Genomic DNA, 20,935 nt, shown 5'->3' with positions numbered 1-20,935 from the left:
GGCCAAACCTCCAGTGTGCCCTACCGCCGCGTGATCACGGTGGGCGTGGCGGCCTCGGCGGCCTCAGTCGCCGGCCAGCTCCGCCACCCCCGTCACCCGGTGCAGGGGATAGGTGCGGACCTCGTCCGCCGTGTGGTCGTACGCCGTCACGAAACCGCCCTCCACCCGGATCGGGGCGATGACACGCTGGCTGGCGGTGCCCTCGGCGTTGACGTAGCCGATCCACAGGGACTCGCCGGTGAGGACGGCGGCCTGCACGGTGGCCAGCGTCTCGGCGGAGGAGGTGCGGGGCAGCTCGCCGCCCGCCGGGGACGCCCCGGTGGACTTGCGCGGAGTGGTGGCCGCCAGATCGCCCGCCCGGATCGCGCGGACCGCCGCCGCCAGGAGCGTGGCGTCGGGCGGCGGCGGGCCCTCCGGCACCGGCTCGGGCGCGGTGCGCGGCGGGGTGCGGTGGGCGGCGACCCGGGTGATCAGCACATCGCCCTCGGCGGACTCGGCGGCCGGCACGTAACCCATCGCCCGCAGCCCCTCCAGCAGCGCCGCCGGGTCGGACCGGGCGGCCAGGACGGTCGGGGCGAGGCGGCGCAGCCCCAGGGGGGCGGATCGCTTGTCGGCGAGGATCTCGTTCAGCAGGGTGTCGTCGTCGCAGCGCACGTACGCCGAGGCCGCGCCCACCCGCAGATGGCCGTGCTTACGGGCCACGTCGTCGATCAGGTACGCCAGCGGCTGCGGGACCGGGGTGCGCGAGTGCTTGGCGAGGAAGGCGTGCAGGTCGGTGGCGGCCCGCCCGGCGTCCAGCGCGCGCCGGACCGAGGCCGGGGTGAAGCGGTAGACCGTGGCCCCGCCCTTGGACTCCACCTCGGCGAGCACCCCCAGCATCTCCGCCAGCGGGCGCTGCAACGGTCCCGGCGCCACCGCCGTCAGATCGGCCTGCAGCAGCACGTGGTCCAGGGGCTCGGGGAGCAGCGGGGCGAGCAGCCGGGCCGCGGCGGCCGTGGCCACCGCCTGCTCCGGCGGGGTCAGGGGCGCGGGCGGCCGGTGCGGATGGTGGTGCACCGGGAGCTTGTCACCGGGCCCGGACGAATCGGCGGAGCCGGCCGGCGCGGCGGGGGCGGCCGCCCCGGCGTCGGAGGAGGCCGCCGGCGCGCCCAGGAGCGCGCGGGCGGGCGCCGACAGGGCGCCCCGGCCGGTCACGCCCAGCAGTTCCGCCTCCGACAGGGTCCAGCGGGCCAGCCGGATCCGCAGGTCGTCGTCGCGCTGCGGACCGCGCAGCGGCCGCTCCCAGCGCAACCTGGCCAGCAGCGACTCGGCGTCCGGCGCGGCGCCCCGCGGCAGTCCGGCCAGCAGGCTCAGCACCCGGTGCCGTACCTCGGGCGCGGCCGAGCGGTCCAGGCCGGGGCCCAGCGCGGAGAGCGTACGGTCCTTGACGTCCCGGCCGCCCACCAGGCCCGGCGTGCGGGTGCCCGCCAGCCAGACCTCCACGAGCCGGGCCCAGCGTTCGGCGGCGGGCCGCTCCAGCCACTCGTCGTAGGCGGGGGTGGCCGCGTACCGCTCGTCGGCCTCGCCGTCGGAGGCGAGCAGACCCGCCGCGTAGGCCAGCTCCACCCAGAAGGCGGCGACCGGTTCGGACACGTCCAGGGCGACGGCGGTCCGCTTCAGGTCGCGCACGCTCAGGCCCCCGGCCCGCAGCACCGCCGGGCCGCCCTCGTCCCATTCCTTCAGCAGTTCCTCGACGGTGGCGAGGGCGGTGTACGCCTGCGCGGCCGCCGTCGCGTCCACCACCTGCGCGCCGTGGACCGCGGCCGGGGCCACCGCGGGCGGCAGCGGCTCGACCGCCCGATGCGCGCGGCCCGCCCGCAGATGCAGGGCGACCTCGCGGGGCAGTACGACCGTGCCGGGCGCGGTCGGCAGCAGCAGACCGCGGTCGAGCAGCCAGCGCAGATGCGCCGCCGGATCCGGGGTGACCTGCCCGTACGGCGGCCCCCACACCAGCCTGGACAGCACCTCGCGCGCGGCCTCCGGAGCCCCGGCGAGCAGCTTGGCCATCTTCTTGCGGTGGGTGAACAGCCCGCTGAGCGCGGTCACGGCGGACACCGAGTCGTGGGTCGAGGACAGCCCGGCCGCCGCCACGATCTCCTGGATCCGGCCCGGCGACATGCCCGAGGTGGCCTCCTGCACGGTCGGTCCGAGACCGGTCGGCGAGGGGTGCTGCGCGGAGGGCGCGAGCAGTTCGCGAGCGGTGCGCACCAGCCGCAGCCGGTCGTCGCCGCCCCATACCAGCGCCTGCTCGCGCAGGGTGGCCACGGCACGCGGCAGCGCGGCGGCGACGGTCTCGTCCCCGGCGTCCCCGGCCATCAGCGCCAGCAGCGTCCGGTACGGCGCCGGGTCCGGGGCCACGGCCAGCGCCTCCGCCGTCTGCAGCGCGAACCGGTCCAGCCGCTCCAGGGCGCGCAGCACCGAGGCGCGGGTCCCGGCCCGGGTGGCCAGCTGGGTGAGGTCGGTGGGGAGCGGGGAGACGAGATCGGGGCGACTGCGCAACAGCGCGCCCAGGGAGGCGTCGTCCCTGGCACGGAGCGCTTCCGCCAGGGAGCGGGGGGCTGAGCGGGCCTCTTGCCTCATCCGGCCAACGGTAGCCGACATCCCCTCCGGTACGGAGCCCCCGGACAGCGGGGCGGCGCGGCCGGGACAAGCGGTACCGTCCTGTGCGGGGTTTCATCGCCGTCGCCCCGGAGGGGTTTTCCGTGGGGATCGAGAGCGACCAGGTCGTCTACGAGTATCTGAGCCGCGTCGGGGACATCGCTCAGCAGCGGCAGTTGCCGTCGTCCACGCGGATGCGGCTCGTGTCGGAGCTGCGCAACGAGATCGACCGGCGCCGGGCCAGGGCGACCGTGGACTCGCCCGCGGCCGTCCGCCGCATCCTGGAGCACCTGGGCAGCCCGGACGACGTCGTCGGCGCGGCGGGCGCCGGCCATGGACCGCGGCCGCCCGTGACCGCCGTACCCGTGCAGCCCACGCCGGACGCGCAGGAGGCCCGTAAGGCCCGTCCCAAGGGCCCGCGCCGTGCCGTGCCCCGCCCGCGTCCGGCCGAACCCGCCGCGTCGCCGCCGCATCTCGCCCCCGCGCACGAACTGGGGGACGCCACGGCACAGCCGGACTGGTGGCGGGTGGCGGGCGGCCCCTTCGGTGGCAGCCCGCTCGGTGAGGTCGACTCGGTGCCGGGGTTCGTGGGCGGTGTGGAGATCCCCGAACTGCTGAGGCGCCCGCCGAAGGAGAAGCACCCGGAGGAGACGGAGCCCGACGACTCGGTCCCGGAGGCCGACCCGCCCGCCGAGCCCGCCGGACGCCGCCGTCGGCTGCTCCCCCGTCCCGCCGCCGGCTGGTCCAACCCCGCGCTGCTGCTGGCCGCCGCCGCGCTGGTCGCCGGTGCCGTGCTCGGTAACTGGTTCGCCCTGCTGCTGGGCTGGCTGATCGCCTACGGGTCGCGGCGGCTGACGCCCGCGGAGACCAAGTGGGCCGTGATGGTCCTGCCCGGACTGGCGGTCGCCGCGGGTGCGGTGTGGCTGTGGGGGAGGGACAACGGCCGCTGGGGCGAACCGATCACCCCGGGCCACATGGCGTCCGCCGCGAGCGAGACCTGGCCCTGGGTCGTGAGATCAGCGGCCCTTGCCACGGCCCTCTACCTGCTCTGGCGCTCCCAACGCCCCAAGTAACGCTGATCGCGCAGTTCCCCGGAGACTGGGCCGGCCCTCCCCGGCGCGGGCACGTCGTGGCTGATCGCGCAGTTCCCCGCGCCCCTAAGCCGGCCCACCGAAGTCCCCCCAAAAGAAGCCCAGGGACCGGCCCGAGCAACCACAGCGCACCCGCACGGACGGAACAACCCGGAGCCCCCCGATAGGGGCGCGGGGAACGGCGCGAGCAACCACAGCGCACCGGCACGGATGGAACCACCCGGAGCGCCCCGATAGGGGCGCGGGGAACGGCGCGAGCAACCACAGCGCTCCCGCACGGATGGAACCACCCGGAGCGCCCCGATAGGGGCGCGGGGAACGGCGCGAGCAACCACAGCGCACCGGCACGGATGGAACCACCCGAGCCACCCCCTCAGGGGCGCGGGGAACTGCGCGAACGGCCCACCACGGACCCGCACCCGGCGACGGACCCGCACCCCCCGCCACCCCCGTACCCCCCAAGCCGCCGGCAGGCACCCGGCACAATGGCCCCCATGACCGCCACCGCCCCCCTCACCGTCGGCTTCGACCTCGATATGACCCTCATAGACTCCCGGCCAGGCATCCGCGCCTGCTACCTCGCCCTGTCGGAGCGGACGGGTGCCTACATCGACGCCGACCTCGCGGTGACCCGCCTGGGCCCCCCGCTCGCGGACGAGCTGGTCAACTGGTTCCCCGCCGAGGACGTCCCGGCGATGGCCGACCTGTATCGCCGGATGTACCCCGAGATCGCCGTCGCCGCGAGCCCCGCGATGACCGGCGCCCGGGAGGCGATGGACGCGGTGCGCGCCGCCGGCGGACGCACCATGGTCGTCACGGCGAAGTACGAGCCGAACGCCAGGCTCCACCTGGACCACCTCGGCATCGAACCGGACGTCGTCGTAGGCGACCTGTGGGCCGAGGGCAAGGCCCTGGCCCTGCGCGCGCACGGCGCCGCCGTGTACGTGGGCGACCACACCGGCGACGTACGCGGAGCCCGCACCGCCGGCGCCCTTTCGGTGGCCGTGGCGACCGGCCCCTGCCCCGCGGCGGAACTGCGCGCCGCCGGTGCCGACGTCGTCCTGGACGACCTCGGCGCCTTCCCCGCGTGGCTGGCCGGTTACCGAGCCGCCGAGGCGTCCCGCGCCTGACGCCGCCCGGCGGCGATCGAGCGCAGCACCCCCGCGCCGGCGATCAGGAAACCGACGGCCATGAGCATGCTCAGACCGAACATATAGGTCGGAAAAGGCTTCGCCCCGAAAAAGAGCGGGGCCACCGTGACGAGGGTGGCCACGGCCCCCAGGAAGAAGACGACGGCACCGGCACGGATCAGTCGGTCACCGGGCACGGCGGAATTCGTTTGGGTTTTGTCAGGCACCGGACCAGGGTAGTTCCCTGCGCGAGAGAACAACCGGGGGACGTCTTGTCACCCGCCCGAAGACCGTTAGCCTTGTTAGCGCTTGGTATCGGCGGGTCGTGATCGACCCGCTCGAGTGCTATCAAGAGCCGTTTCCGAGCAGTTTTCCCGACGAGTACGAGGACGAGGACAGACGTGCCCACCGGCAAGGTCGAGCCGGTCCGCTAAGCACAGAGACCCGCTAGAGTCCTCCCCATGGAACCCAACCTGCGGTATCTCGCATGCCTCCGCCTCTCTGCCGACTCGGACGGCTCTACGTCCATCGAGTGGCAGCGCAGAGTGACCAGCCACTACCTGACGGCCCCTCACATCTCCGGCCACCTGGTGGGAGAGGCAGAGGACACGGATGTCTCAGGCTCCCTGTCCCCCTTCAAGCGTCCGAAGCTCGGGAAGTGGCTGACATCAAAAGCAGACGAATTTGATGTCTTGATCGCCGCCAAGATGGACAGGCTTACCCGTCGCTCAATGCACTTCAATGAGCTACTGGAGTGGGCGCAGCAAAACGGCAAGTTCATCGTGTGTGTAGAAGAGGGGTTCGACCTCTCGACTCCCCAGGGCAAGATGATGGCGCGCATGACTGCCGTCTTCGCCGAAGCCGAGTGGGACACGATCCAGGCACGCATCCTGAACGGCGTACAGAGCCGCCTGGAGAACCGTTCTTGGCTCGTCGGCGCTCCGCCTACCGGCTACAGCATCAAGGCCGTAGAGGGAGGGAAGCGGAAGATCCTGGAGATTGACCAGGACTTCTACCCCTACGTAGAAGAGATCTTCCGGCGCATTGGTGAGGGACAGTCCACGCACCGGATTGCCCGAGACTTCAACTCCCGTGGAGTCCTCACCTGGGGTGATCACCTGCGGAAACTCAAGGGCGAGAAGACCAAGGGAACTCAGTGGCAAGCAACGATCATCAATAAGTTCATCCGGTCCCCATGGGTTCCCGGTATCTACACCTACAGGGGAGAAGCCGTTCTAGACGATAACGGAGACCCTGTAATCCTCCCTGAGACGCCCCTGGCCACGATGGATGAGTGGACGGACCTGGTAGACAAGATCAAGCCCGCACAGAAGCCGGAGGGAGCCTCTGCGGGGAGCCGCAACGGCGCTAAGACTCTCCTGTCCGGCGTAGCCCACTGTGGGGAGTGTGGAGCGGTATTCACGTCCCTCTTGGGCACGGGCTATACCAGGAAGGACGGAACCAAGACACCAGGACACAGGTACTACCGGTGCTCCAATAAGTTCAAGGGCGGGGACTGTCAGAACGGCCCGACCATCCGGGCAGACGTTCTTGATTCCTGGGTTGACCAGGTGATACGGGAAAGTGTTGGCCAGTGGGACATGTACGAAAAGGCGGGCGGGGGCCCCTCTCAGGCAAAGGAACTCCAGGCCGCTAGGACGCGCCTGGGGAACCTGGAAGCTAAGTACATCGCAGGAGAGTACGACGGAGAGGGACAGGAAGAGTCCTATCAGCGTATGCACAAGGCGCTTTCAGGGAAGGTCGCTTTTCTGGCAAAGCAGGAAGAGGAGAGGGCTCACCCGACTCTCAAGGCAACGGGTAAGAAGTACGGAGAAGTCTGGGAAGCGAAAGACCAGGAAGACCGTAGGGACTTTCTTCGATCCTATGGCGTGAAGGTCTTTGTCTGGGGTGAGGGCGACGACAAGAAGGATCGGGGGTACGTCATGAACCTGGGAGACATCAAGACCATGACCGAAGAACTCTTCCCCGACCGTGTTGGGATTACCAGGTTCCAAAGGTTGTTCCACCACAACGTTCCGGAGGGCTACCGGCGCAAGGTAATGGACCTTACGAAGCGCTGAGAGCCCCCGAAAGCGCAAGAGAGCCCCTGGATACCTTCCCGAGTCTGGGAGGGCGTCACAGGGGCTCTCTGCTGTCTGTGGTCGGCTAGCTAGTCGTGCAGCTCGAACCAAACCGTCTTGCCGTTCAGGTAGTTACCGCGTCCGTCGTTGAACCTACGGTGGTGCACTCCCCACTTGAGTCGGCCACACCCCCAGGGATGGCCCGTAGAGCCCTCTGTAGCACTCCTGCGCAGCCTTGCGGGCCCACAGGCTCTCAGGGGCACTCAGCAGGGCTGCGGCTCGGTGTCGGCCCACTCCGCGAGCGCCGCCAGCTCGGCCGCGCGCTGCGCCCGGACGGCTGCCCGGCGCTGCTGCTCATAGTGACTCCGGCACAGGCCGCGCCACTTCGAGGGACGGGAGCAGCCGACCTCGGAGCAGCCGGGCCGGTCGACGTCGACCACGGGGACGACTTCCACGTGCCTAGACATGGCGCATCCCGTACTTCTCGCGGATCTCCCGGACAGCCTGCTCCCGAATCTTCTTCTTCCGGTACTGCGTGAGGACTTCCCCGCGCTCCTCGGCCTCCCGGACGTACCGGTTACGGAGCGCCCGGACCTCCGGCTCTATCGCCCGGCGCTCCCGCTCCCGCTCGAACTCCTCGGCCTGCCATTCGGCGTACTGCTGCGCCTGCTGCTCCTCGTAGGCCAGCGCGTTCTCCGCGCACCACGGGCACTCATCGCCGACCAGGCAAACCCACTCGTGGCGCTCGCACTCCCATACCCGATCCGGCTCCTCGGCCGTGGTGGTGTAGAACCCGGCAACGATCGCTGCGAATTCGTCCGCGTAGTTGATACTCACGGAAACCCCTCTGTACTAACTGACCTCTCCTGTCTTTGCCAGGCTGCCAGGACGGGAGCCGCCGTTTATAACCCGTAAGGGGCGCAGCTCAATTGGGCCATTACATGAGTTGATACTTACTGTCGGGAAGTTGGTATCAAATCCCGGAATTACAAAGGGCCCGCCGGATCTAGGGACACTTCCTGGAGAAAGAAAGCGGCCCGGTCCCCCCCACCACGAAGGGACCGAGCCAATGAGCCAGGAAAGGTCTCACGTGTATTCAACCATGAACGACGCCACGGGTTACAGCATGGTCCCCCAGGCCATGATCTTCCGGCCGAAGGGTGCAGCCGACGACTGGGAGCCTTCCGTCACTCCGACGCTCTTCCGGCAGTGGGTGCAGTTGGAGCGCTACGCCGGGAAGCGTGATTACGTCACCATGACGACGAAGGATCTCGCGGAAGTCTGGAAGAACCACCCCCGTAGGGCCCTGGAAGCCCTTAACGCGCTCAGCATGTCCGGATGGGTCGCCAAGGATGAGAACGGCCTCCAGAAGGGCACCTATCGCCTCTGGATGCCATGGTTTCGCCTGAGCGACTGGGACGAGATAGCGGAGCATGAGGCCGCCGGGGAGTTTCACGCCGGAGAGGACATCCCCGGTTCTGAGAAGTTCCTCCAGTACATGGACAACGTGACGAGCCGCCGCGCCAAGGGAGAAACCCTCACGGACAAGAGGGCGCGGGCGCTCCGTGATCAGCAGATGGCCAGGACCGGCACCGACGCTACGCCGTACGTACACCTTCCCGTGGAAGTCCTGAGCGTTGCTGGCAACAAGGCCGGAGACACTGACGTCCTCGTGTGGACGGCCATGCGCTATTTCTTCGGCCTCGGCCACGGCGACATCTACGCAGCGAACGGGACCGTAGGCAGCCTCGTGGGAGTTCGACGGGAAACCGTTGTCCGCAGTACCGGCCGCCTCGTAAAGGCTGGCTTCCTGGAAGACACCGGCCGGAAGACTGCTGCCGGGACGAAGGTCTACACCGTGCCGGAGCACCTGAGCGGAAAGCATGGGGCCGGAAAGAACACCTCCCCGGTTCCAGTGGGAGCCGGAGTCTGATCCCTTCCCCTTATGGCGCTGCGCGCCATGGGTTCCCGGCATTAGTAACTTCCCGGCATTACTAGATGGTTCCCGGTATTACTTGTGTGCGTTTGCCGTCCGCAGGGGTGTGCGTTTGCCGTCCGATCCTTCCCGCAGGGGTGTGACCTGAAGGTTCATGGGGCCGAGCCGACTAGCAACTACCGGCCCCCGTGGAGTTAGTACAAACCCGCAGATTTACCAACGTTCCTCGTGCTTCCCCTACGTTGGAAGAAGAGACCAGGAAAACTCTCCGAAGGGCTTACCAATGAGCAATTTCTGGACCCCCCAGAACCTCGCCACGTACAACAGCCGCCAGGCCGAGCACGCCGCCGCAGCCGAGCAGGCCGCCCAGGCCGCCGCAGCCGAGCAGGCGCAGCAGCACCGGTCCGACCTCGTGCACAACGTCGGCCCGGCCGCCATCGCCATGATTCGGAAGTACACCGACGGCTACGTGCGCGCCGACTACGACCAGGTACAGCGTGACTTTCTCGTCGCCTTCCCGTCGGCCACTCGGAATGACTTCCGGGAAACAGTGGATGCGCTTATCCAGTCCGGTCACATAATGGTGGCTCGGGGCGAGGAAAAGACTATGGGGGCGCGCAGCGTTTACCTGTATGCTGCGTAAGTAGGGACGCACCTTCCATTCGGTGTTTGTTTGGGTTGTTCACGCTGGATCGCTCCCCTCGGTTTTAGTCGGGCCGGGGGGAGTTTCCTTTTCCCCTGTGAGCTATAACCCCCCTCGCGCGCGACCCTGAGAGGCAGTGGCCTGGAATCCCCTCCAGGAAGCCACAGACGGCCGTCTCCGGGTCGGAGGGAGCACCCCCGGCGCAATCCCTCTCCCTGTGGCTTACAACCCCCCTCACGCGCGTACGGAAGAGGCAGTGTCACGGAGCAGCAGGCGGCCGAATGCGGGGCCGGAGGGAAGCCTCCCCACGGCTACGCCCTACAGCCCTACGACAGAGGCCGCAGAGCCACGCTGCGCCCCGCCGCCCAATCGGGGCCGGAGGGAGCGCTCCCCACTGCCTAAGACTCCCCCTGCAACACACACGAGAGACACACTCTCCCCGGTACTGCGTATCAACTCACGGAGTCTCAATCCGTCGGCATTTTCTCTCAATTCTCCGGCCGCTAGTTGTTACGTCGGCCCCCGGCCCCTGCCTCGACTAGTTGTGATGTTCCCCCATCTAGCAACTACTCCAGGACTTCCCACGCATGCAACGGCCCTTTAGCAACTACAGCAGCGCGCCAACCATGGTGAAACCGGGGGTGGCTCGCAGGGGTGCAGCACCAATTTCCGGTAAGTGGCCTGAATTCCAATTCCCGGTAATAGCGTGAATTGGCTATGAATTCGAGGGGGGTACCCTTAAAGGCGAATGGCTCAGGCTTGGGGGTCTAGTCGCGCGAGCAGCTACCGAATGTAGGACCGGAGGCAGTAGCCTGAAAGGGGACAGGAGAGAGGATCGCCCAATGAGCATTGCAGGAATTGCGAACACCGGCGGCCTGAGTCACGCCCAATTCGGCGGGGAGAGCATGGTTGACGGTATCCAGAACATCGTGGACAACTTCAAGGAAAAGTCTGGCATCACCGAGCCGGAGGAGAACGACGGGGAGGACGGCGAGCAGGAGACGCGCAGCACGGCATTCCGGCCGCACGCGTTCGGGCAGTCCGGGGCGCAGCGGCGTACGTCCTGGCCGTCGTCATCGGCCTACAACAGCGGATCTCTGACCTTCGCTGACCACTAAGTCGGAACCGGACTTTCCCGGTTTCACCAAACGGATTCCGCCGGAGAATGAAGAAAACCTCCACCAGGACAAGGCGGAGGTTTTCGGATCGGTTTTTCATCAATTACTCTTGGCTTCCCCCTTGATGCGGAAGACGGTCGCCCGACCAATCCCGTACTTAGCTGCCACCTTCATGACGCTCATGCCGTCGTTGAGGTCTGCCAGCACGGCAGCACGGTCAATCTCCCTGGGACGCCCCCAGCTCTTCCCGCTGGACTCACGAGAGGCACGGGCAGAGGCACGGCGCTCCCTCTGGAAGATCAGTTCCATCTCAGAGAACGTACCGAGCATCAAGAGAGCCATATCGGTAGCCGGACCACCTACGCGAGTGTCAATGGTCATCGTTCCGCCAATGACCAGGTGAACTCCCTTCTCTCGCAGCTCGGCAATGAGAGCCAGCACCTTGTGCATGGTGCGTCCAAGCCTGTCCAGGGAAGCGACGTACAGAACGTCTCCAGAGCGGAGCTGCGCCAGCACAGAGGCCAGGCCCTCACGCTCAAAGTCCGTGCCCGTCCTCTTGTCGGCGTAGGTGCGCTCCGTCGGCACGCCCTGAGAGGCAAGCCAGTCCAACTGACGCTGCAAGTCCTGTGCCGTCGTGCTGACTCGGGCGTAGCCGTATTCGTAGGTGGTCACTGTCTCGCTCCTCAGTCTCAAGCTGTCCCAACACGACTTAGGATACCAGTCTCATAAGTCACTCTGGGACAGGCTCGGGGAGGAGATCCGGCAACTCCCTTCCAAACGTCGGCAAATTCGGACATAGAGAACCTGCCTGTGGAGGGTCGTGAGACGGGTCTCAGATTCTTAGTTATGAGACCCCCTGAAACCGGGGCTCCCCCTCCACCTTGCCGACGGGGAGCGCACCGGGAAGCTTCTGTCATCCCGTCAGGTGGGCGATGTGGCGCATACCGTCCGGCGGTGGCACCTGTCAAGGCTGGGTAGCTCGGTACTGATAACCCGCCAGAGTCCACTAGGGGCCCCGGTGGCGCTATCGGCACTCTCGGCTGTTTCTGTCTGTGCTCAGGTGGGGAGAGCCCCAGTAGGCTGTACCAACGGCAGTTCAACAGGCGTCCGGCCGGTCCGGCAGGGATAGAGGGAGTGTGTGCTTTGCCGACTGGCAAGGTCAAGTGGTTCAACAGTGAGAAGGGCTTCGGCTTTCTCTCCCGCGACGACGGCGGTGACGTCTTCGTCCATTCCTCGGTTCTCCCCGCCGGAGTCGACGTACTCAAGCCGGGACAGCGTGTGGAGTTCGGTGTCGTCGCCGGCCAGCGCGGTGACCAGGCGCTCTCGGTGATCGTCCTCGACCCGACGCCGTCGGTCGCCGCCGCCCAGCGCAAGAAGCCGGACGAGCTGGCCTCGATCGTGCAGGATCTGACGACCCTCCTGGAGAACATCACGCCGATGCTCGAAAAGGGCCGCTACCCCGAGAAGACGTCCGGCAAGAAGATCGCCGGCCTGCTCCGCGCGGTCGCCGACCAACTGGACGTCTGAGCCGCGGCACAGCGGACGGCCGGGATCACGGGAAGGCGAGCGCTTTCGGGCCGAGGGGCGGGACGAGCCCCTCGGCCGCCGCGCGCGTGAGCAGCCCGCGGATCGCCGCGTAGCCGTCCTCGCCGAGGTCGGCGGTGAACTCGTTGACGTACAGCCCGATGTGCTGGTCGGCGACGGCCGGGTCCATCTCCTGCGCGTGCGCCATGACGTACGGCCGGGAGGCCTCCGGGTCGTCCCAGGCGGCCCGCACGGAGGCGCGCACCGACTCGGCGAGCCCGCCCAGCGCCTCGGGGCCCAGCGAGCGCTTGGCGATGATCGCGCCCAGCGGGATCGGCAGCCCGGTGGTCAGCTCCCAGTGCTCACCCATGTCGGCGAGCTTGTGCAGGCCGTACTCGCGGTAGGTGAAGCGGGCCTCGTGGATGACCAGCCCGGCGTCCACCTTGCCGTCGCGCACGGCCGGCATGATCTCGTGGAACGGCATGACGACGACCTCGCCGACCCCGCCGTCCGACAGGGTGTCCGCCGCCCACAGCCGGAACAGCAGATACGCGGTGGACTTCTCGCTCGGCACCGCGACCGTACGCCCCGTGAGGTCGGCGCCCGGCTCCCGCGTCAGCACCAGCGGTCCGCAGCCCCGCCCCAGCGCACCGCCGCACGGCAGCAGCGCGTACTCGTCGAGGACGTACGGCAGGACGGCGTACGACACCTTCAGCGCGTCGAACTCACCGCGCTCGGCCATGCCGTTGGTGATGTCGATGTCCGCGAAGGTCACGTCCAGCGCGGGCGCGCCGGGGACGCGGCCGTGGGCGAGGGCGTCGAAGACGAAGGTGTCGTTCGGGCAGGGCGAGTACGCGATCCGCAGGGACCGCTGCTCACTGGTCGTCATACCGATGTCCAACTCTCCAGAGCGGCGTTGAATTTCCCGAAGGCCTCGGTGAGGGCGGCGAGGGCGTCGCCGACGCGCCAGGCGGCGCGGTCGCGCGGGCCGACCGGGTTGGAGACCGCGCGGATCTCCAGTGCGGGCACGCCGTGCGCGGCGGCCGCCTCCGCCACCCCGAACCCCTCCATGCCCTCGGCGAGCGCCCGGGGGTGCCGGGCGCGCAGCTCGGCGGCACGGGCGGCGGTGCCGGTGACGGTGGAGACGGTCAGGACGGTGCCGGTGCGGGCCCCGGTGGCCTCGGCCACGACCCGTACGAGTGGTTCCGGGGGCCGGTGGGTGATGGTGCCGAATCCCAGTTCGGTGACCGGGAGGAAACCGTCCGCGGTGTCGGCGCCCAGGTCGGCGACGGTGATCGCGTCGGCGACCACGAGCGAGCCGAGGGGTGCCTCGGGCGGGAAGCCGCCGCCGATCCCGGTCGAGACGACCAGGCCGTACGGCGTGCCGGCCAGCGCGGCGGCGGTCAGGGCGGTGGCGGTGGAGGCGGCGGCGAGGGCCGGACCGACTCCGGCGGCGAGCAGATCGCAGCGCCCGGCGGTGCGGCGCAGCAGGGCGCCCGGCAGCCGCACGTCCTCGGCCGACCCGCCGAACGCCTGTGCCACCGCGTCCCGTTCGGCGGGTACCGCGGTGGCTACGAGGATCCGTCGGTAACGCGTGATCAGGCCTTCTTCAGCTTGAAGGACCACAGGCCCTTCTCGCCCATCTGGATGGACACGTTGTTGGTGTTGCCCTGGGTGCCGTACTGGGCGTTGAAGAACGCGCTGCCGGGGATGGTGCGGTACGTCTTCTTGCTGGTGTCGGTGAACTGACGGCCGTTCACCAGGATCGTCCAGCCGTTGTCCGCGATCTTCGGGTCGACACCGAAGCGGACCGTGTCGTCCGTGTCGACCTTGATCGACTTGATGTCGCCGGCCTTCTTGGCGCAGCTCGTCAGCGACTTGGCGTCCAGCTTGTTGCCGTCGTTGTAGCACAGAGCCTCGGAGTTGACCGAGCTTCGGCCGACGGTGATCGTCGCGACGGGCGTCGGCTTGTCGCAGGCCGACAGGACGAGCAGTCCGGCGGAAACGGCGCCGGCGGCGGCGACGGCGCGGCGGCGTCGCACAGCGGATTGCAGCTTGGTCATGGGCGAAGGCTATCGGGCGCCCCTAGCCCTCCGCCCACGTGGGGTGCGGCGTGCCCGGTTCGTTACGCCAGGTGCGCCGGTGGGGAGCCCGGAGTGTCCGGTTCGTTACGCCACCCGGGCCGGGGAGCGGCCGCCGTGCCGGGCCGAGGCGAGCAGCCCCTTCAGGGTGGCCAGCCAGCCGACGGCCACGAACAGGGCGCCGACCATCAGGCCGACGGAGCCGTCGAGCGGCATCACGATCCCGACCGCGCCGCCGAACACCCACGCCATCTGCAGCAGCGTCTCGGAGCGGGCGAAAGCGGAGGTGCGCACCAGTTCCGGCACGTCCCGCTGGATCAGCGCGTCCAGCGCCAGTTTGGCGAGCGCCTGCGCGAACCCGGCGACCGCGGCGAGACAGGCCACCAGGAAGGCGCCGAAGAACACGGCGGCCACGATCGCCGCCCCGAGGACCACCGCGACGACCGTCACGATGATGACCTCCGGCGCGCGTGACCTCAGCCACGCCCCCACGGCGGTGCCCAGCGCGTTGCCCACGCCGGCCGCGACCCCCACTATGCCGAGCGAGACCGCCGCGCTCTCCCCGGTCAGCGGATGCTCGCGCAGCAGGAAGGCGAGGAAGAAGATCAGGAAGCCGGACAGACAGCGCAGGGCCGCGTTGGCGCCGAGCGCGTGGGTGACGGCTGGCCCCACGGTGCGCAGGCCCGGCCGCTTGGCCCGCAGGCGGTCCGGACCGTGCAGATGCTCCGCGTCGGCCGCGAGCAGCGCCACGTCCTCGTCCCCCGCCGAGTCCACCTCCGGCGGCAGGGAGAACGACAGGACCGTACCCGCCACGAAGATCACGAAGGCGCCGTAGAGCGGCCAGGGGTCGCCGAGGGAGTGCAGTCCCGCCGCGATCGGCGCGGCGGCGCCGGTGGCCAGCAGGCCCGCCAGGGTCACCCGGGAGTTCGCCTTGACCAGCGAGAAACGCGGTGGCAGCAGCCGTGGGACGACGGCACTGCGCACCACGCCGTAGGCCTTGGACGCCACCAGCACGCCGAGCGCGGCCGGGTACAGCTCCAGGCTGCCGCTCGCCACCGCCCCCGAGATGATCAGCGCGAGCAGCGCCCGGGCCAGCATCGCCGCGGCCATGGCGGCTCGCCGGCCGTGCGGCAGCCGGTCCAGCAGGGGACCGATGACGGGGGCGAGGACGGTGAAGGGGGCCATGGTGATGGCGAGGTAGAGGGCGACCCGTCCGCGCGCCTCGTCGGTCGGCACCGAGAAGAACACCGTGGACGCCAGGGCCACGGTGATCATCACGTCGCCGGCGCCGTTCACCGCGTGCAGTTCGATCAGCTTGCCCAGTCCCGACTCGCCCGCGCCATGGGCGTGCGTGACCCGGCGGATGCCCCGCGCGGTACCGGTGACCGGAAAGTGCAGGGCACGCCCGACGGAGCGGACGGTGTCGGCCACGCGACCCGCACCGCCGTCACGACCACTCGCCTTGTCCGCGGCTGCCACGACGTTCATAGTGCCCCGAGAAGGCGGCTCATAGTGCCCTTACGACGCGTGTGGCGGCGAACCGGGCGGACGGACCGGCTCGTTCCCGGCCTGTTCCCCGGCCTGTTCCCGGCTTGTTCCCGGCCCGCCGGGCGGCCGGATCCCCCGCTCCTCGCGGTCGGGTGTGGCGGATGTCGGCAGCGGAAGACCTGCCGCGTAGCGGTAACGAATCTCGTTCGGTGTAGCGTGCGTATCTCAGCCATAACGCAGAATGGGTGGCAGAGGTGCGCCCGAGCGCGCGGAAGCAGACGTCGATGCGGTCCCCAGGTCCGCTCCGTCCGCCAACCCGCCGGAGGCAGCCGCACTCGATGAGACGGCGTAGGAGAGAAGCGATACCTGTGAGCGCAGCGACCACGCGAAGCCGCACCCCTGACCGCCTGTGCGCCGAGGCGGTCGATCTCGCCCGCGCCGCCGCCGAGGAGACCGCCGCTCCCGGCGTGGTCGGCGAGCATGCCGGCCTGGTGTCGGAGGGTGATCGTGTCGTCACGCACTTCTTCGAGTGCAAGGAACTGGGCTACCGGGGGTGGCGCTGGGCGGTGACGGTGGCCCGCGCCTCGCGCGCCAAGATCGTCACGCTCGACGAGGTGGTCCTCCTCCCCGGCCCCGACGCCCTCCTCGCCCCCGAGTGGGTGCCGTGGAGCGAGCGCCTGCGCCCCGGCGATCTCGGCCCCGGCGACCTGCTCCCCACCGACCAGGACGACCTGCGCCTGGAGCCGGGCTACACCGGCGAGGACGAGCCGTCGCCGGACTCGCCGGTGTCCGGACCGCTGGCCGAGCTGGCGGAGGCGGAGGACGCCGAGGTCACTCCCGGCGCCCCCGCCGCCCAGCCGGTCCTCCCGTCGCGGGGTTCGATCGCGTCGGTGGCGGAGGAACTGGGCATGCGCCGCGCCCGGGTGCTGTCCCGCTACGGCCTGCACGTCGCGGCGGACCGCTGGGAGGACTCCTTCGGCGCCAAGACCCCGATGGCCCAGGCGGCCCCGGCCACCTGTGCCACCTGCGGCTTCCTCACCCCGATCGGCGGCTCCCTCGGCCAGGCCTTCGGTATCTGCGCCAACGAGTTCTCCCCGGCGGACGGCCGCGTGGTCTCCCTGTCCTACGGCTGCGGCGCCCACTCGGAGGCGGCGGTCATGCCCAAGCCGCCCCAGCCGGCCGAGCCGGTCGTCGACGAGACCCGGGTCGACCCCTTCCCGCTCCGCCCCGCCCGCGACTCGGGCTCCGTCCCGGAGACCGGGGACGACGAGACGACGGCGGAACTGGGCCACTCCTGACCCTGGACCACCCGGGACACCGGAGCGCGCCGCCCGGCGCCGAACTACCCCCGCGTCAGGTTCGATTCGTGGACGACGCGCAGGGTGGCGTCCGGGGCCGTCCGTTCCAGGCGTAGGTGGGCCGCGCGGCCGCGCAGGGTCAGGGTCATGAGCTGGTTGCCGAACCAGGGGCCGCCCTGTCTGCGCCAGGACACCGGTGGGCGGTCGCAGCGGCCGTGGCGGGTGAGGAGCCGCCCGAGCACGCGGGCCACCCCGCTCCAGCCGAAGCGGAAGCCGATCCGCATCGACAGCGGCACCGAGTTGTGGACGGGCGAGCAGGTCAGCTGGAGCACGGGTATGTCCGGACCGCCGGAGGGCCAGGACGCCCGGGCGAGGTAACCGTGGTGCACGTCCCCCGACAGCACGCACACGCTCGCGGGACCTCCCGGCGCCGACCCGGCCTCGGCCGTCAGCGCGGCGAGGTCGGCGAAGGAGCGGGGGAAGGCCGCCCAGTGCTCCAGATCGGCCCGGCGGCGCAGATACTCGCCGAAGCGTGCCCAGCGGGCGCCCCGCTCCCCGGCGCACAGGGCCGCGTCCCAGGTTTCCGTGTCGTGCACCAGGTGCGGCAGCAGCCAGGGCAGGGAGGTGCCGAGCAGCAGGTGGTCGTAGGAGCCCACGTCGGACAGCACCTGTTCGCGCAGCCACTCGGCCTCGCCCGCGTCGAGCATGGCGCGCCGGTCCTCGGCCAACACCCTGGCCGCCCGGGAGTCCACCATCACCACCCGGACCCGGCCGAAGTCGCGCCGGTAGCTGAAGCGGACCGAGGCGGAGTCGGCGTCGGCCCGCTCGGCCAGGGCGCGCAGCGCGCCGGTGCCGTCCGGGGTGGCGTGGACGGCGGCCCAGGTCGGGTCTTCGGCCAGCTCGGCGGGGGAGAGGTTGCCCAGGTGCTGATGGACCCAGTACGACATCAGCCCGCTCAGCAGCCGCTCCTGCCACCAGTCGGTGGCGCGCATGTCGGCGAGCCAGGCGGCGGAGGTGTTCCAGTCGTCCACGACGTCGTGGTCGTCGAAGATCATGAAGCTGGGCACGGTGGACAGCAGCCAGCGGATCTCGGGGTCGAGCCACGACTCGTGGTAGAGCCGGCAGTACTCCTCGTAGTCGGTGACCTGGGCCCCGGGCGCCCGGTCGAGATCGCGGCGCCCGGCCAGCCAGCGCCGCGTCTCCTCGGAGGTCTCGTCCGCGTACACCTGGTCGCCCAAGAGCAGCAGGACGTCCGGGCGGACGGAGTCCGGGTCGGCCGCCAGCCGGGCGGCGAGCGTGTCCAGGGCGTCGGCGCCGACCGGGTCCTTGCCGTCGGCCGGTGGCGCGGCCCAGCGGCAGGAGCCGAAGGTGACGCGGACGGCGCCGCCGGCCACGGGCGCCCGGATGACGGACGGCGGGAAGCGGGAGTCGGGCAGCGGCCACACCGGGGTGTCGTCCAGGAACACCTCGTACGACGGCGAGCCGCCCGGTTCGAGCCCGCTCACCGTGACGAGCGCGTAGTGGTGCCCGGCCACCTGGAAGGTGGGGGCGGTGCCACCGGCGCCGTCCGAGCAGCGCACCTCGGCCGTGCACGGCCGGCTGGTCTCGACCCAGACGGTCGCGCACGAGCCGTCGGTGTACCTCAGCAGTGGTCCCAGGCGCAGTTCGGCCACGTGATCGCCTTCCTGTCTCGCACGTACGGGAGGGAACGACCGTAGAGACCGTACAGGGCCCCGCCGCGGCGGCCGCCGGCTCCGCCGGTCCCGTGACTGGGTCGGTCCGGGGCGGGCACGCGGGGAGGGAACGTGGTGGGGTCCGGCGGAGCGGCCCCGGCGAGCGGCGAGGTGGAAGAGGCGCGGTCGTGACCGAGCAAGAGCAGGCGACACGGGACCGGGGGGCCGACGGTACGGCGGGGGAGAACGGCCTCCTGCGGGGGCTGGAGATAGACGACCGGCAGCCCGAGCGGCCGATACTCCTGGACTCCGGGGGCCGGCCGATCGAGACCTGGCGGGAGAACCACCCCTACGACCGCACGATCGGCCGGCGCGAATACGAACGGACCAAGCGGATCCTCCAGATCGAGCTGCTCAAGCTCCAGCGCTGGACGAAGGAGACCGGGCAGCGGATCGTCGTCGTCTGCGAGGGGCGGGACGCGGCCGGCAAGGGCGGCACCATCAAGAGGTTCACCGAGCGGCTCAACCCGCGCGGGGCCCGCGTGGTGGCGCTGGAGAAGCCGACCGAACGCGAGGCCGGGCAGTGGTACTTCCAGCGGTACGTGACCCATCTCCCGGCCCGCGGCGAGATCGTCTTCTTCGACCGCTCCTGGTACAACCGGGCCGGCGTCGAACGGGTCATGGGTTTCTGCACGGAGGCCGAGTACCGGCAGTTCCTCGGGCAGGCCCCGCTGTTCGAGCGGATGCTCACCGAGGACGGCATCCTGCTGGTGAAGTTCTGGTTCTCGGTGTCCCGGGCCGAACAGCGCACCCGGTTCGCGATCCGCCAGGTCGACCCGGTGCGTCACTGGAAGCTCTCCCCGACCGACCTCGCCTCCCTGGACCGCTGGGACGACTACACCGCGGCCAAGGTCGACATGTTCCGGGCGACCGACACGCCGTACGCGCCCTGGACGGTCGTGAAGAACAACGACAAGCGGCGCGGCCGCCTGGAGGCGATGCGCAGCCTTCTCGACCGCTTCGACTACCCGGCCAAGGACCGCACGGCGGTCGGCACCCCCGATCCGCTGATCGTCGGCGCGGCGGACACCCTGCTGGAGCCGGGCGAGGAACCCACCGCCCTGTCGCCGACACCGCTGGCCGGACCGGGCGACGGGCCCGGCACCCATCCGGACCCGCGGTGACGGCCGGCGGACGTATGGACGAGGGGGAGGACGGACCATGGGCACGGTGGTGCGGGTCCCGCAGACGCGGGACATGATCGGGGAGGAACTCTCCGGGGACGAGGCGTTCACCGCGCTGCGCCGCTACGGCGGGACTCGGCTGCTGCTCGACGCCTTCTCCCGGTTCCGCTACGCCGACGGCTTCACCAACGCGCGCGCCCTCGGCTTCCAGATCGTGCTCGGCATGGTGCCGTTCACCATCGCGCTGGTCGGCCTCGCCACGGCCGTGCACACGGAGAGCGTGGGGCGCGTCATCGAACTGACCCTGGGCAGGATCGCGCCGGGCGCCGGCTCGGACATCATCCAGGACGCGCTGCGCGGCACCCGCCGCACCGCCGGCTCCGACGCGTGGGGCAAGGTCGCGCTCTGCCTGGGGCTGGCCTTCTCCGTCCTCAACCTGGCCTCCGCGATGGGCCAGGTCGAGCGGGGCGCCAACCGTATCTACGGTGTCGAACGGGACCGGCCCTTCCCGCGCAAGTACGGCAGGGCCGTGCTCCTCGCCTTCGCCGCCGGTGTTCCGATGGTCCTGGGCTTCCTCGTCCTGGTCGCGGGCGGGGCGGTCGGCGCCGCGACCACCGAGGCGCTGGGCCGGTCCGGGCCGCCGGCCTGGTGGGGCGCCCTGGAGATACCCGTGGGCACGGCCCTCGCCTGGGTGGCCTCCGCCGTCGTCTTCCGCTGGTCCCCGCGCCGGGACCAGCCCGGCTACACCTGGCTGGCCTTCGGCTCCGCCGTCCATCTGGTGCTGTGGGTCACCGCGACCTGGCTGCTGACGCTGTACGTCTCCCGCAGCGGCTCCTTCGGCGCCGTCTACGGCCCCCTCACCGCCTTCGTGGCCCTGCTGCTGTGGGCCAACCTCACAGGCGTCGCCCTGTTCCTGGGCATAGCGTTCGCCGCCCAACTGGAAGCGGCACGCGCCGGCCTCCACCAGGCCATACACCCCGACCCAGGCCCGGGCCCGTGACTCCGACGACCGCCACGGACCGGCGCCCGCGCACCCACAGTGTGCGGGCCC

At 70.2% G+C, this 20,935-nt stretch carries 20 protein-coding genes; 10 read left to right on the top strand and 10 right to left on the bottom strand.

Annotated elements, in window-relative coordinates; translation table 11 throughout:
• Positions 1-63: 63 nt before the first annotated feature.
• Entirely contained in the window at positions 64-2,619 is a 2,556-nt protein-coding gene (locus ACIBA9_RS31550) for a helicase-associated domain-containing protein (RefSeq protein WP_399368395.1), read from the bottom strand.
• A 122-nt stretch (positions 2,620-2,741) separates the two neighbouring features.
• Here ACIBA9_RS31550 and ACIBA9_RS31545 point away from each other — a divergent pair, with 122 nt between their 5' ends.
• The gene (locus ACIBA9_RS31545; RefSeq protein ID WP_399368393.1) at positions 2,742-3,710 is read left to right on the top strand and encodes a hypothetical protein; all 969 of its coding nucleotides are present in this window, start codon (positions 2,742-2,744) and stop codon (positions 3,708-3,710) included.
• Between the two features lie 503 nt (positions 3,711-4,213).
• Positions 4,214-4,858, top strand: coding sequence for an HAD family hydrolase (locus tag ACIBA9_RS31540; protein ID WP_399368391.1), 645 nt, complete (start codon positions 4,214-4,216; stop codon positions 4,856-4,858).
• Here ACIBA9_RS31540 and ACIBA9_RS31535 read toward each other — a convergent pair.
• On the bottom strand, positions 4,828-5,085 hold the full coding sequence (locus ACIBA9_RS31535) for a hypothetical protein (RefSeq protein ID WP_362158696.1): 258 nt from the start codon (positions 5,083-5,085) through the stop codon (positions 4,828-4,830). The genes ACIBA9_RS31540 and ACIBA9_RS31535 overlap by 31 nt on opposite strands.
• Positions 5,086-5,319: 234 nt before the next feature.
• Between ACIBA9_RS31535 and ACIBA9_RS31530 the strand changes: the two genes are divergently transcribed.
• On the top strand, positions 5,320-6,939 hold the full coding sequence (locus ACIBA9_RS31530; protein WP_399368388.1) for a recombinase family protein: 1,620 nt from the start codon (positions 5,320-5,322) through the stop codon (positions 6,937-6,939).
• Between the two features lie 263 nt (positions 6,940-7,202).
• On the opposite strand, the gene ACIBA9_RS31525 is transcribed toward ACIBA9_RS31530, so the two are convergent.
• Complete coding sequence (locus tag ACIBA9_RS31525) at positions 7,203-7,406, bottom strand: hypothetical protein (RefSeq protein ID WP_399368386.1); 204 nt, start codon at positions 7,404-7,406, stop codon at positions 7,203-7,205.
• Positions 7,399-7,776, bottom strand: coding sequence for a hypothetical protein (locus ACIBA9_RS31520; protein WP_399368384.1), 378 nt, complete (start codon positions 7,774-7,776; stop codon positions 7,399-7,401). Before ACIBA9_RS31520 ends, ACIBA9_RS31525 begins: the two co-directional genes overlap by 8 nt.
• Positions 7,777-8,041: 265 nt before the next feature.
• Here ACIBA9_RS31520 and ACIBA9_RS31515 point away from each other — a divergent pair, with 265 nt between their 5' ends.
• From ACIBA9_RS31515 to ACIBA9_RS31505, 3 genes are all read left to right on the top strand, one after another.
• The gene (locus ACIBA9_RS31515) at positions 8,042-8,872 is read left to right on the top strand and encodes a hypothetical protein (protein ID WP_399368382.1); all 831 of its coding nucleotides are present in this window, start codon (positions 8,042-8,044) and stop codon (positions 8,870-8,872) included.
• Positions 8,873-9,158: 286 nt separating this feature from the next.
• Positions 9,159-9,518: a hypothetical protein gene (locus tag ACIBA9_RS31510; protein WP_399368380.1), complete on the top strand. Its 360-nt coding sequence runs from the start codon at positions 9,159-9,161 to the stop codon at positions 9,516-9,518.
• 842 nt (positions 9,519-10,360) lie between these two features.
• Complete coding sequence (locus ACIBA9_RS31505) at positions 10,361-10,636, top strand: hypothetical protein (protein WP_399368378.1); 276 nt, start codon at positions 10,361-10,363, stop codon at positions 10,634-10,636.
• A 99-nt stretch (positions 10,637-10,735) separates the two neighbouring features.
• Here ACIBA9_RS31505 and ACIBA9_RS31500 read toward each other — a convergent pair whose 3' ends face one another.
• A complete protein-coding gene (locus ACIBA9_RS31500; RefSeq protein ID WP_399368376.1) occupies positions 10,736-11,308 on the bottom strand; it encodes a recombinase family protein in 573 nt (190 codons plus the stop codon).
• A 471-nt stretch (positions 11,309-11,779) separates the two neighbouring features.
• On the opposite strand from ACIBA9_RS31500, the gene ACIBA9_RS31495 reads away from it, so the two are divergent.
• Positions 11,780-12,163: a cold-shock protein gene (locus tag ACIBA9_RS31495; protein WP_362158694.1), complete on the top strand. Its 384-nt coding sequence runs from the start codon at positions 11,780-11,782 to the stop codon at positions 12,161-12,163.
• 25 nt (positions 12,164-12,188) lie between these two features.
• Here ACIBA9_RS31495 and ACIBA9_RS31490 read toward each other — a convergent pair whose 3' ends face one another.
• From ACIBA9_RS31490 to ACIBA9_RS31475, 4 genes are all read right to left on the bottom strand, one after another.
• Positions 12,189-13,049 (bottom strand): 1,4-dihydroxy-6-naphthoate synthase, encoded by an 861-nt coding sequence (locus ACIBA9_RS31490; protein WP_399368374.1) that lies wholly within the window; start codon positions 13,047-13,049, stop codon positions 12,189-12,191.
• Complete coding sequence (locus tag ACIBA9_RS31485) at positions 13,046-13,786, bottom strand: futalosine hydrolase (RefSeq protein WP_399368372.1); 741 nt, start codon at positions 13,784-13,786, stop codon at positions 13,046-13,048. The genes ACIBA9_RS31490 and ACIBA9_RS31485 overlap by 4 nt, the downstream gene beginning before the upstream one ends.
• A complete protein-coding gene (locus tag ACIBA9_RS31480; RefSeq protein WP_362158686.1) occupies positions 13,759-14,223 on the bottom strand; it encodes a DUF2771 domain-containing protein in 465 nt (154 codons plus the stop codon). The genes ACIBA9_RS31485 and ACIBA9_RS31480 overlap by 28 nt, the downstream gene beginning before the upstream one ends.
• A gap of 105 nt (positions 14,224-14,328) precedes the next feature.
• A complete protein-coding gene (locus ACIBA9_RS31475; RefSeq protein WP_399368370.1) occupies positions 14,329-15,729 on the bottom strand; it encodes an MFS transporter in 1,401 nt (466 codons plus the stop codon).
• 368 nt (positions 15,730-16,097) lie between these two features.
• On the opposite strand from ACIBA9_RS31475, the gene ACIBA9_RS31470 reads away from it, so the two are divergent.
• Positions 16,098-17,027: a DUF3027 domain-containing protein gene (locus ACIBA9_RS31470; protein WP_362158681.1), complete on the top strand. Its 930-nt coding sequence runs from the start codon at positions 16,098-16,100 to the stop codon at positions 17,025-17,027.
• A gap of 44 nt (positions 17,028-17,071) precedes the next feature.
• Here ACIBA9_RS31470 and ACIBA9_RS31465 read toward each other — a convergent pair whose 3' ends face one another.
• Positions 17,072-18,700, bottom strand: coding sequence for an alkaline phosphatase D family protein (locus ACIBA9_RS31465; protein ID WP_399368367.1), 1,629 nt, complete (start codon positions 18,698-18,700; stop codon positions 17,072-17,074).
• A 188-nt stretch (positions 18,701-18,888) separates the two neighbouring features.
• Here ACIBA9_RS31465 and ppk2 point away from each other — a divergent pair, with 188 nt between their 5' ends.
• Positions 18,889-19,884 (top strand): polyphosphate kinase 2, encoded by a 996-nt coding sequence (gene ppk2 / locus ACIBA9_RS31460; protein ID WP_399368365.1) that lies wholly within the window; start codon positions 18,889-18,891, stop codon positions 19,882-19,884.
• Positions 19,885-19,921: 37 nt separating this feature from the next.
• A complete protein-coding gene (locus ACIBA9_RS31455; protein WP_399368363.1) occupies positions 19,922-20,884 on the top strand; it encodes a YihY/virulence factor BrkB family protein in 963 nt (320 codons plus the stop codon).
• The last annotated feature ends 51 nt before the right edge of the window (positions 20,885-20,935 follow it).

Origin of the sequence: Streptomyces sp. NPDC051452, from assembly GCF_044454765.1 — a bacterium.
GTDB lineage: Bacteria > Actinomycetota > Actinomycetes > Streptomycetales > Streptomycetaceae > Streptomyces.
This window is presented reverse-complemented; position numbering and strand designations above follow the sequence as displayed.